The organism is Legionella lytica (genome assembly GCF_044626755.1).
Lineage (GTDB): Bacteria > Pseudomonadota > Gammaproteobacteria > Legionellales > Legionellaceae > Legionella > Legionella lytica_A.
Genome location: NZ_JBGORX010000001.1, coordinates 1,669,659 through 1,682,088, shown reverse-complemented (window position 1 = coordinate 1,682,088; position 12,430 = coordinate 1,669,659). Strand labels below are relative to the sequence as shown.

The following is a 12,430-nucleotide window of genomic DNA, read 5'->3' as shown; positions in this document are numbered from 1 at the left end:
GCTTAGGATTTCCCTGCTTGATGTTTTGTCATCCAGACAAATACGTCATCCAACGAAGGTGGAATCATTTGCCAGGTAAAATTTGGATTTTCTAAAAAAGGTTTAATGGCTTTGTTTAAGGTTTCCTGATTTTTGCTGCTGATGTGCAGTGCATCTAGGAAAGTAATGACTTGCTCGACTTCAGGGAGTGCTTCGAGTTGTTTGGCCAGTAATAGGAGGTTCTTTCCTTGTACCTTCCAGGTGGTAAGATTGATATCACGAATGATTTCTTTAATTTTTCCACTAAGCAGCAAATTTCCATCAGAAATATAGGAAATACGATGGCATCGTTCAATTTCATCCATATTGTGAGAACTAAGTAATATGGTCATTCCTTCTGAAGACAAATCGCGCATGATTTCCCAAAAATCCATACGCGATTCTGCATCCACACTCGCTGTTGGTTCATCCAAGAGTAATAAAAAGGGCTGGTGTATTAATGCGCAAGCCAGGGCAAGGCGTTGTTTCCAGCCACCAGAAAGTCCTCCTGCCAATTGCTCTTTCCTTGAGCTAAGTCCGAGATGAGCCATGATTTGTTGGGTTGCGCGTTTACGGTTAAAAACCCCATAGAGTTCCGCCATAAATAAGATATTTTCGTAAACTGTAAGTTGCTTATATAAACTGAAATGCTGAGGGATATATCCCACATGGCGGCGAATTGTTTTCGATTGCGTTAATATATCATAGCCAAGACACGTTCCTTCGCCATGATCTGGGGTTAAAAGGCCACATAGCATGCGAATGGTAGTCGTTTTTCCTGAGCCATTAGGCCCGAGAAAACCATAGATTTCTCCTGGCCTGACTTGCAGGCTGACATTAACAACAGCAGGCCGATGCTCAAAGTTTTTTCCTAGGTTTTTAACATCAATAATTAAATTATTTTCGTCCATATTTAGTTATTGTTATCCATAAATACAGTAACTGGTTGGCCAGGATGGACCGCCGCGTTATTTTCTGTGAGTGGAAGAGCTTCAACTCTGAATACCAGTTTTGTTCGCTCAGCATCACTAAAAATCACCGGAGGGGTGTATTCTTCTTTTGGTGATATGTAGCTAATTTTTGCTTTGATTACTTCCGATTGCCCATCACGGGCAACCTGCACTAGCTGATTGAGCTTGATGGTGCTGAGTAATGGTTCCGGAACGTAAAAAATTACTTTTGATGAGCCTGCGGTAAGTAATGAGAGTACAGGTTTATTGGCGGGTACTTGCTCGTGTTCGGAGTAATAAGTTTGAAATACTAATGCATTTACAGGTGCGATGACGGCTTTTTGTTTTGATGACCATTGTGCTTGGCTTTGTTTTGCTTGTACTTCTAACAGGTTGGCTTCAGCCGCTTTTTTACTGGCTATTGCTGTAGTTAAGTCATCATTGCTTTTTTCTAACTCTTCTTTGGATATGACCTGCTTTCTAAATAAAAATAGATTGCGTTCATGGTTCTTTTTTTGTAAAGAGTAGTTGGATTCATGTTTTTTTTGTTCATCACGAGCTTGTTGTACACGTGCATCGGCCGCGAGTAGTTCGGTATTTTCTGGGGAGGGCTCTAAGGTAAAAAGTGGGTGTCCTTGTTTGATTGTATCGCCGGCGGTTACATTGAGCTGTTTTAATTCTCCGGAATAATAAGCTGAAATATAAGTAAATTTTCCTTGAACATAGCCAGGAAATGAAACCGGTTTGTCATTTTTACAATTGGTCAGTGTCAAACAGGCAATGAGGGTTAAGATAAAAACTCGATATGTATTTGCTTTCACAAATGGATTATCCTTTCCAAAAATGTGTTATTTTTTTGATAAATTTTTTCAAAATTGGGGTTGAAGGAGGTTTAACTGGACCTGTAATTAAGTCAAAATCCCTAAATCCCAAATTGTGCAGTTTTACCATGATTACATAAATTTCATCATTATTTAATTCTATTAATCCACTATTTAATAGATTTTCTAGTGTATTTTTAGCATTAATTTGTGTAAAAAGCACCTGCTCAAGACGAGAAATCTTAGGTTTATTTTGCTCATGGAGAAAAACTACATTTTGACTCAGCTGAGCAGGTTCATTAGCTACGGGGTTTATATGCGTTTGTGTTTTTTCTACCAACTCTTTAATCTTATCTGTAGGTAAATTACTTAGCGCATGTCGCGCTAGATTCATGAATACAAATCGCTCACTAGTCTGTTGGAGTGAAGGATAGAGTGTTTGATGCGTTTTTAAGAAACTATAAAAATTAAGCAAGTCAACACGTAATAAAATCATATTTGTTTTTGCGATAACTGATGCGACTCTCACTCCTTGCTGGGAATGAAATCCAGAATCATTGAGACCAATTGCATTATTAGGGCCCAAGGTGATTACGTGCCGAGGATTAGTTTTTTTGATTCTTCTTAAGGATTTGGATACAGAAGCAGTTCCTGAAACAATGAGAAAGAAGCCATCAAAATAATCCCCTTCACTGACTATAACTTCATTGGGTTGCACGTGAACTTCCTCAACCAACAGGGCGAGTTGATGAATTGAATCTGGGGGCAGCAAACAAAAAATTGGGTATTTTACAATATGCTGTTTACGCGCTTCGATAGGAATATAGTTTTCTACAGCAACTTCTTTCATCAAACAACCATCGCTACAACTTTTTGAGACTATGGTATGGAGTATAGAACAAGAGACTTGACTTTCCAGTTTATTTTGATTTTAATTTTGGCATTTAGTTTGCTTTATTTTCTTTTTGTTTGATTTTATTTCTTTTATTAGGGCCGAAAAATATTTAAAGAAAGAGATTTTAGCCCGTATTATCTTAGTCTAATACGGACTGGTTCGATTTTTTTGCAGCAGAATTATCTTTTTAATGCTGTTTTTCCTGGATAGGGAAGAGAAGAAATCTCATTTATGCGCAGCAATTGATTGTATTTGGCAATTCGATCAGTACGGCATAAGGACCCTGTTTTAATTTGCCCGCAACCCGTTGCCACTGCTAAGTCTGCGATAAACGTATCTTCTGTTTCTCCAGAGCGATGCGACATCACACAACGATAGCCATTTGCATGGGCTAATTGAATAGTTTGTCTCGTTTCACTCAAGGTGCCGATTTGATTAACTTTAATAAGAATGGCATTGGCAATGCCTTGTTCAATGCCTTCGCGTAGAATTCTAGGATTGGTAACAAATACATCATCTCCAACTAATTGAATTTTGCCACCCAATTGACGTGTTAATTCGTTCCAGCCAGCCCAATCCTTTTCATCCAGACCATCTTCAATACTGACAATGGGGTAGTTGGCAACCAAATCCGCATAGTAGCTAACTAATTGTTCTGAGCTGAATTGCTGGTTCTCTGAGGCCATATGATAGCTGTCTTGCTTATAAAGCTCGGAGGCGGCCACATCAAGGGCCAGTACTATTTCATCGCCTAATTTAAAGCCGGCTTTGCTAATCGCTTCGCTAAGCAGATCTAGGGCTTGGCGATTGGATTTAATATTGGGAGCAAAGCCTCCTTCATCTCCTACAGCGGTATTCAAACCTTGTTGTTTTAATACTGATTTCAGCACATGAAAAATTTCTGTTCCCATGCGTAAGGCGGTAGGAAAATCAGAAGCCCCCACAGGCATAATCATAAACTCTTGAATATCTACATTATTATCAGCATGCGCGCCACCATTTAACACGTTCATCATGGGCACAGGCATGCTCATTGCTTCGCCTTGATTCAACGCGGCATATAAAGGCTGATTTAGGGTATTTGCTCGAGCTCTGGCAGCGGCAAGAGAAACGGCGAGCAGGGCGTTGGCTCCTAAACGTGATTTATTTTCTGTGCCATCTAATTGACATAAAGCGTGATCTAAAGCTTCTTGATCCTCAACAGAATTATTTTTTAATGCCTGATTAATCTCAGTATTTACTGAAGCAACAGCCTGTTGTACTCCTTTTCCACAATAACGTCTGGGATCATTATCACGTAATTCACAGGCTTCCCGGCTTCCGGTGGAGGCTCCCGAAGGCACACTTGCTCTTCCCATTAGTCCATTATTTAAAATAACGTCTGCTTCAACTGTAGGATTACCACGTGAATCTAAGATTTCACGGGCATGGATTTTAGTTATTTGCATGTTGTTTCCCGATTATTATTATTTTGATTTCGCAATGACGGCATTTTTTTCTTAAAAATGTACAGCACCTAATTTTCTTAAGGCTTGGGTTAATGGAAATAGTGGAAGTCCAAGAATCGTGTCCTCATTTCCTTTTACTTCTTGAAATAACCATTTCCCTTGATTTTCATAGTGATAGGAGCCGCAGCTATGGTAGGGCTTTTCGCTAAGCAGGTATGCTTCAATACTCTGCTTGTTTAACGGGTGCATGGTTAAATCAGCTACTTCATGGTGTTGCCATAGTATTTGGTTATTTTTTGCAATACAAAGACAGGATATTTGCTGATGAGTTTGGTCGCTTAAGAGACTTAACTGCGTAATCGCTGTTTGATGGTCCAGTGGTTTATTTAGTAAGATATTGCCCAGTAAACACAATTGATCGGCGGCTATAATAAAATGTTCTGAGTAATGTTGGCTTACATCCAATGCTTTATGAGCGGCCAGTGCATAACCTAGTTCGAGTGTGTTTTCCTTAGCAAAAGACTCTTTAAGGACTTCTTCGTCGCACTGAGAGGGGATAACCGTAAATTCAAGTCCCAGCGACTGCAGCAATTTACTGCGTATGCTGGAACCCGAAGCAAGGATTATCGGTTGCTGCTGGAAGAAGTTAGACATAAATAGCTACCGTAGCCATTAATAAGAATCCAATAATTACAAAACTAAAATCACTCAGATTGCAGCAGCGCTCTACCATAACGCAGCGCTCTAATCCATGTAGGGTACCCAAATAAAGGAAGGTACCTGCTGAAGCAGCCATTAGAATAGGATCAAAAATAGAGTTTGTTTCCACGCCATGGCCAAAATACCAACCAAAATAAATCCCTAAAGGAGTCATGAAACTAAACAGAATAAAGAAGATCAGACTTTGATTCATCGTCATTGAGCTTTTATTTAGTTGCACAGCAATCGCAAAGCTTTCTGCCCATTTGTGGGTAATGATTGCCAAAAACAGCATAATTATCACGGAATTGTAATGAGCTAACCCTAAGGCTGCACCGAGCATGATGGAATGAACCGAGAGCATTCCCCAGGCTAATAAAGCAAAAGCAGGATGTTCTGCATTGTGGTGATGGTAGAGCTCTTTACCTAAATGTTCAAACCATAGGAAAATTAGAAAGACGGCACCGGTAATAATGAAGGCAAAGGGATAGTTATAGCCCATAGTTTGAAACATGGAGTTTGCCTCAGGCAGCATATGCAGTAAAGCGGCGCCTAAAAATACGCCTGTCGCTAAAGTTTCTCCCACAGGAAAATCAATATGCTTATCATCTTTTATGCGTTTTTTAAAAGGATACCAGCCAGCCAGCAAAATCACGACGAAAATGGAGCATCCAAAGAGTATTTTTAAACTGGTAGCAGAGAACATGAATCATGCCTATCTTGAAAATCGTAAAGTTTTGGGGGCATATTTTACCTAAAAAAAGCCCTGAGGTCACGTAAATATAGAGTGGGGCTTACTCTTAATTTCGATGGGTTACGAGCTTTATAGAAGCTCGATTACCTAGGTTTGAACGTGGTACGCATGATGGAACATACATTTACTATGTACTTCCTGATATTAGGCTAAGCTAGTCAGTCAAGAGTAATTATTCTCGATGCATGACCTCATGCAAACTAAACAAGCGAATTTCATTAATATCTGATTGCAGTTTCAAGGCCAGGATTACTTGTTCGTGCAATTCCTGCCATTGGTTAAAGTGCTCTTTGCAAACGATATCAATGCTAATTTTTCCATCCAGATAATGCAGGTTCCAAAAGAGTATCTGAGGGAAATTAAGGTGTACTTCAGTGAGCAATTGCTCATAGATTACCTTGCGGCTGGGTAAGTGGAGTGAAGGGCTTGAGACTTCGTCATCCTCTGGGTCTACATGGACAATAACATCGGTGACACTATCAATTTGGTTAACGAGCGCTCGGTGTACATGCTGCGCAATGTAATGACCTTCAGAGACTGATATTTTTGGGGAAACCAAAATATGGACGTCAATAAGCACATTCTCACCCATAAAGCGACTGCGCAATTGGTGGATTTTTTCCACTCCCGGTACATTTTGAATCACTTGTTCAATTTGAGCTAAGAGGGCAGGGCTTACAGCGGTATCGACTAATTCTTTAATGCTGTGCCAACCATAATCCCAGCCCATTTTTGCAATCATTAGCGCCACAATAATCGCTGCGACGGTGTCAAGATAAGCGTATCCTGCCAAGCTACCTACTAGTCCGATTAATACCACCAGTGAGGACGCTGAATCGGTACGATGATGCCAGGCATTGGCAATGATTAATTTAGAGCTAATGCGTTTACCTACGCGTAAGGTGTAATGAAATAAGATTTCGTTTGCCAGAATAGAGATACAAATGACTGGCAGCGACAGCCATTGGGGCATGGTGTAGCTGGCATGCATAAGCTCGTATACAGAATCCCAGGCAATACCAATACCTGCAAGAATAAGTAATAAAGATAGTAAGAATGTTGCTGCTGTTTCAATACGCTGATGGCCATAAGGATGGGTGTCATCTGCATCAAGGCTGCCGTATTTGGAGGCTAATAGCACCATGCCATCGGTAATGAGATCTGCAAAAGAATGCAGCCCGTCAGCAATGAGCGCATGAGAGTGAAATAAAGTGCCACCGATTAATTTAATTACCCCTAAGAGCGCATTAGAAATGCCGCCTATAATGGTGACTTTTTTAGCTTGCCAGTATCTGTCTTGGGTCATAGAAGAGTCTGTTTTTTGATCTGTGGGTATTTAAACATGGTTAGCAATGATTGTGTATTAAAAATTTAAAAACCATGATTTTATACAGGTTGTTTTACATCCTATGCACAGACTTATCCACAGAATTTGTGGATAAGTATTTTGAGCGGTAAAAGCAAGAAAATAGTATACTCACCTAGTAAAATAAGGGTTTTGTCGTGTTTAAGGTAAATAGTGTCTTTTTATTATTCGCTGTGCTTAGAGGAGATATCCACAGAAGTGTCTGTTTGGTGTGGAAATCAGGGCTGGGTATATTAACAAAGAAAAAAATAAAAAACAGTCTTGACTTGGTGTTTTTTTAAAATATTTTTGAAATGCAGCCAACCTGCTTCTAACGAAGAGCGATTACTGCGAATCTTCTTATTTAAAGTACTTTCGAATTACAGGTAAAAGCCCAGGGCTCTCTTCACCTATGATGAAGCCCTGGTAATTCGTGAGGGTGAGAATTATGAGAGGGGAAACTGCGGCCATTCGTCCTTTTAAGTCATCCTTGCAAAAATTGTTCGAAATCGCCTAACCAACGCTGGGTAATCATTTTGGCCGTGGCCGGTGCGTTTCGTACTAGATTTTTAGCAATGGGAGGTAACAGCGCTAGTAACTCCCGATCACGATTGAGATCGGCAATTTTAAATTGTCGGTATCCAGTTTGTCGGGTGCCTAAGACTTCTCCTGCGCCACGTAGCTCCATATCCTTTTCCGCAATAATAAATCCATCATTGGTTGCGCGCATGATTTTTAGACGTTCCGTACCCTGAGGAGATAGGGGGGCTTGATACAATAAAATACAATGCGATTGAGTGCTTCCTCTACCAACACGTCCACGTAACTGGTGTAATTGCGATAAGCCTAAACGTTCCGCGTTTTCAATGATCATTAAACTGGCATTAGGCACATCAACGCCCACTTCAATCACGGTAGTTGCCACCAATAAATTAATTTCTCCCGATTTAAAGGCGGCCATGGTTGCTTCTTTTTCAATAGCTTTCATGCGTCCATGCACTAACCCAATGCGTGCATTGGGAAGTTGAGCTTGTAGGTTTTCGGCGGTTTCGGTCGCAGCCATACATTGAAGTTTCTCTGATTCCTCAATAAGAGTACAAACCCAATACACTTGGCGTCCGTCGGCGATGGCAATTTGTAAACGTTCAACAATTGTTTCACGTTTGTTCTGGCTTAAGACGGCAGTTGCAACTGGAATCCGTCCTGGCGGTAACTCATCAATAATTGAGCTATCTAAATGAGCAAAATGCGTCATAGACAGCGTACGGGGAATGGGTGTTGCGGTCATTAATAATTGATGGGGGATGAGTTGATCCTGCTGCCCTTTTTGTTGTAATGACAAGCGTTGTTCAACGCCAAAGCGATGTTGCTCGTCAATAATGACCAGGCCTAAACGTGCGAAACGGACTTCTTCTTGAAATAGTGCATGAGTACCAATAACCAGTTGGCAACTGCCATCCGCTAAAGCGGCAAATGATTTGCGACGTTCAGCGATTTTCATTTTACCACTAAGCCTATAAATCGTGATGCCTAAAGGCTCAAGCCATTTAACCAGGTTCGTTGCATGCTGCTCGCTTAATAAATCAGTAGGGGCCATAAAGGCAACTTGTTGGCCATTAGCGACGGCTTGCAACGCGGCTAATGCGGCCACAATGGTTTTTCCTGCGCCGACATCCCCTTGAACTAAACGCAACATGGGTTTGCTTCGTGTTAAGTCGTAGCTGATTTCCTGCACTACACGTTGTTGTGCTTGAGTGAGCGGAAAAGGCAATGAGTCAATAAAGCGTTGGTTTAATGCCTTATCCACAGGTAAGGGATTCGCTTGTAAGGCTTTACGTGACTCGCGTGCAAATTGTATACTAAGGCGCTGAGCCAGCAATTCATCAAAGGCTAAGCGTTTTAGAGCCGGGTGCTTTCCTTCTTCCAGGGATTGAACAGAAATGTCCGGGGGCGGATTGTGTAATAGTTTAATTGCCTCTGCTAAGGGATAAAAATGATGGGCTTGCAGTAAAGTTTCATCCATCCATTCTAATTGTTGCAGTTCTTGCGCGCATTGGTTCAAAGCAATAAGCACAATTTGTCGAATTCGCGCTTGACTTAAGCTCTGTGTGGAAGGGTAAATAGGGGTTAAGGTTTCATTGACAATGCATTCTTCATTTTCATTTAATAATTGATACTCTGGGTGAGTCATGGTTAATTGACCATTGAATTCGCGCACTTCACCAAAAGCATGAATCATGGTGCAATTGTTTAGACTGGTGATTTGTTGCTTATTAAAATGAAAAAATTGCAGTTTAATTATGCTTGTTTGATCATCAACATAGCAATGTAACATCGGGCGTTTACCCGATTTCACTTCCGTTTTACATATTCGCCCGGCAATGACCGCCCAATCATTAGGGCGTAAATCTTGAATGGGGGTAATTCGGGTGCGGTCTTGATATTTATAGGGTAAATGAAAAAGTAAATCCTGTACGGTATGGATGCCGCATTTCGCCAATTTGGCGGCCAGTGCAGGGCCCACGCCAGTTAATGAGTCGCAAGAGTTGGATAGCACAATAGTTAATTAATGATAAAAATTTTGTAGCAGTTTAACTCGAATTCTTGCTTTATGACACAGTCTCAGAAGGACGGATTAATTTTTTTCCTTGATACAGTTGGTCAAAAAAGCTACACTAACAGTATTTGGCACAAGGATCATCCATAGTGTTTTTTCCAAAAAACGTTAATACATTAAAAGAGCACATGGCTCTAAATGCTATAGAAAACACCTTCTTAACTGATTTCTTAGCTTTGGAAGTTGAGGAAAAAATTAAATCGGTGCAGAATTTAATTGAGCACAATCAGTTTGATTTTATTGTGAAATTAAGCTGGAACAGCAAAGAATTCAGTAAGACTTGTCTTGAAGCTGAGTTTCAATACAGTTGGGAAAGTCTCTGGAGTACCTTTGGTACGATATTGACGGGCGACGCTCAAGTGGCGTTCTATGTGCAGCCACACCAAAAAGCCTTTAATTTATTTTTAGGCGCTTATTTTTATAACCAATCATTGGCTTTTAAGGATAGGAAGACTCCTTCTATTGAAAAGGGTTATTTATTAGAAGCAATTAAGTACGGTTCAATTCACGCCTTACAGCGGTACTGTTTTTCTGTTTATGAAGGCCTGGATAATGAACAAGATGACCCCGAAGCCGCGAGTAAAATACACGCGCTCATAATAACGATTAAAAAGTTCTTACCTTTTTATACATCCTATGCTTGTTTGATGTTGAGCGAAGCCTACGCTCGGTACGCTATGTTTCAACCGGAGCAGGCATCACAAGCCACACAAAGTGCACTAAACGCCTGCGAGAAAGCACGCGAATTGTATAATAAAGAAGATCCTGCTGTTTTTAATGCTAGCCTGGGTCGTGGTTTGTCTGCCAGTAATACTCTGGGCTGTGCAACCCCTGAAGAGGCTGCAGCAGCGATTAAAAATCAATTGTTTCGCGATGAGCCCGCGTTCACCTCTCGCTTTAGTAACTGGTAAAGAGAATATTATATGGTTTGTTCCACACGATGCTCCGGTTCATTAATGTTATTTTCCTTTGGAGGAGGAGCAAAAATAGATTTATTCATGGATTGCACTAAAAGTCCAATGTGTATCTGAGGTTTTGTCGTCAGACTGGGGTCGATAGTTACTGGTTGCACGTCAGGAACAGTAAATAAATCATCCAGGGAATGGGCGTTATCTGTCGCCGGATTCTCTAGCTCTGTGGCAAAACCAAATAAACCAAGCTCATCGTCGGTGTCCTCTGAATTATCCACTTGTATAGTCGGTGTAAATTGCGTGCGTAAATGTTCAATTTTGGCATCAAGTTCTAGTGGTTCAAGAAGCTCAAGCTTAACCTGGTTGGGAGAAATGAGTGATAATAACTCCATGGAGATTAAGCCTTGCTCAAATAAAATACTTAAGGCTTGATTGTGGAAAAAATTTTTCGTTTTTCCGGAAGATAATGCCTGAATCAGCTCATCAGAAGTGATATCCAACTTATTATCTAGCTCGTTATTTACGATAGCTGCCAATAAAACCAAATTGGATACGACATTCCGACACGCGGCTTTATTTACTTCTAAATGGTGCCCCGAGCTCGTTAAAACATTAAACAGGTCCATGGGATTGATTAGGCCTTTTTGCATTAATATTAAAGAATTTTTATCAGCGAAAATTATTTTAAAATCCGGGTTTTTTAATAATCCTTCCATAATATGTGCATGATAAAAGGCCAATTCAAAAAGAGGGTGCGCATTATTTAGACCTGAATCCGTTTCAAAAGGATGCTTTTTTTCTATTTGTAAGGCGCTAAGCAGCATTTCGTGAACTAGCGGATAGCGCTCTTTGTAACATATATTAATAAGCTCTTCGGCATTAAAAATCGCCCCCGATTCGAGTGCTGTAACAGTTATTCCGGCATGATGCGCAGCAAGATATCTTATTGCTTTATTACGGATTTTACCCAGATTGGCACCTGGCTGTGATACAGGGTACAAGGTTTCTTGTAAACGCTGAGAAAATTGGGAGCTGGCAAGCACAGAGCTATCCAGTTCTAGGCCCGTTCCTTCTTTTTGCTTCACATCGCGAACATAATTAAATAGTGTATTAACACTTTGTGAATAGACCATATACATGGGAGATAATTCAGACCAGTCAAGATAGGTTACCGGATCCTTTGAGAGCTTCGCTGTTCCTTCCAATAATGAAAGAAGCTCATCATCTTTTGCGGTAAGTAATAAATGTTGTAACGAAAATACGGGACAGTGGACGCTATCTGCCTGGTAAGTAGCGCCTCCGACTACAAAAAATTGCACGCCAAGTGTTTTTGCAATAGTTGCAAATTCAGCATAGTAGCCACGATGACCACGGTAATGATCGGCAACGAAAGCTAATGGCCTCTCGTCAGCACGGATAAAAAAATCCACTGCACAATAGTGAATAGTCTCAGGACTGTGTCGTGTTAATTTACTCCGCTCCCCCACTTCCACAATAAATTGATAATGACCTGGAGTTTTCAATAAGGCACTGTCATGAAGAAACTTAGGGAGTTGTTCCTTATGTATTAATTGTATATCAAGTTCCATCTTCTTGTTATACAAAGCCTTCATGACCTGTATCGCTTCTTCGCTAGCGATATAGTCGGACTCGTGATTGGCCAGTTCAGCCAAATCATCACTTATTAATTCAGATAAAGAACGTCGCATATTGATTCTCGATTTAACCTTTTGAGAATTTAATGCTAACAAAAACTTATTAAGGGAATATTAATAACCAAATAATAAATTCTTTGCTCAGAGCAAATGGTGTTAGAGCAGAAAACAGGGTATCTAGTTTTAGTGTTAGAGCGGTCTGTTATTAGTTTAATAGGTTCTAATTTAAATTTTTTAATTAAGAATGCCAGAGGGAGAATCCAAAAGTCGATTAACTTAAAACCTTTTCATCTGGCACGAAAAAGAGCATAATAGCC

At 40.4% G+C, this 12,430-nt stretch carries 10 protein-coding genes; 1 reads left to right on the top strand and 9 read right to left on the bottom strand.

The features are described from left to right. Positions 1 to 2: 2 nt before the first annotated feature. The 8 genes from ACD661_RS07065 to recG form a co-directional block, all read right to left on the bottom strand. On the bottom strand, positions 3 to 929 hold the full coding sequence (locus tag ACD661_RS07065; RefSeq protein WP_400187124.1) for an ABC transporter ATP-binding protein: 927 nt from the start codon (positions 927 to 929) through the stop codon (positions 3 to 5). A gap of 2 nt (positions 930 to 931) precedes the next feature. Further along, positions 932 to 1,789: an HlyD family secretion protein gene (locus ACD661_RS07060; protein WP_400187123.1), complete on the bottom strand. Its 858-nt coding sequence runs from the start codon at positions 1,787 to 1,789 to the stop codon at positions 932 to 934. A gap of 7 nt (positions 1,790 to 1,796) precedes the next feature. Then, positions 1,797 to 2,639 carry a cyclic nucleotide-binding domain-containing protein gene (locus tag ACD661_RS07055; protein WP_400187122.1) on the bottom strand — a complete coding sequence of 281 codons (843 nt, stop codon included), beginning with the start codon at positions 2,637 to 2,639 and terminating at the stop codon, positions 1,797 to 1,799. A 224-nt stretch (positions 2,640 to 2,863) separates the two neighbouring features. Continuing rightward, a complete protein-coding gene (gene eno, locus ACD661_RS07050; RefSeq protein WP_400187121.1) occupies positions 2,864 to 4,132 on the bottom strand; it encodes a phosphopyruvate hydratase in 1,269 nt (422 codons plus the stop codon). A 51-nt stretch (positions 4,133 to 4,183) separates the two neighbouring features. After that, entirely contained in the window at positions 4,184 to 4,786 is a 603-nt protein-coding gene (locus tag ACD661_RS07045; protein WP_400187120.1) for a Maf family protein, read from the bottom strand. Further along, entirely contained in the window at positions 4,779 to 5,537 is a 759-nt protein-coding gene (locus ACD661_RS07040) for a ZIP family metal transporter (protein ID WP_400187119.1), read from the bottom strand. The genes ACD661_RS07045 and ACD661_RS07040 overlap by 8 nt, the downstream gene beginning before the upstream one ends. 220 nt (positions 5,538 to 5,757) lie before the next feature. Further along, positions 5,758 to 6,891, bottom strand: a complete 1,134-nt coding sequence (locus tag ACD661_RS07035) for a cation diffusion facilitator family transporter (RefSeq protein WP_400187118.1) — start codon at positions 6,889 to 6,891, stop codon at positions 5,758 to 5,760. A gap of 523 nt (positions 6,892 to 7,414) precedes the next feature. Beyond that, complete coding sequence (recG, locus tag ACD661_RS07030; protein WP_400187117.1) at positions 7,415 to 9,487, bottom strand: ATP-dependent DNA helicase RecG; 2,073 nt, start codon at positions 9,485 to 9,487, stop codon at positions 7,415 to 7,417. Between the two features lie 149 nt (positions 9,488 to 9,636). Between recG and ACD661_RS07025 the strand changes: the two genes are divergently transcribed. Continuing rightward, positions 9,637 to 10,458 carry a DUF5630 domain-containing protein gene (locus ACD661_RS07025; RefSeq protein ID WP_400187116.1) on the top strand — a complete coding sequence of 274 codons (822 nt, stop codon included), beginning with the start codon at positions 9,637 to 9,639 and terminating at the stop codon, positions 10,456 to 10,458. Between the two features lie 8 nt (positions 10,459 to 10,466). Here the strand turns inward: ACD661_RS07025 and ACD661_RS07020 are convergent, their stop codons facing one another. Next, on the bottom strand, positions 10,467 to 12,167 hold the full coding sequence (locus ACD661_RS07020) for a hypothetical protein (RefSeq protein WP_400187115.1): 1,701 nt from the start codon (positions 12,165 to 12,167) through the stop codon (positions 10,467 to 10,469). Positions 12,168 to 12,430 lie beyond the last annotated feature (263 nt).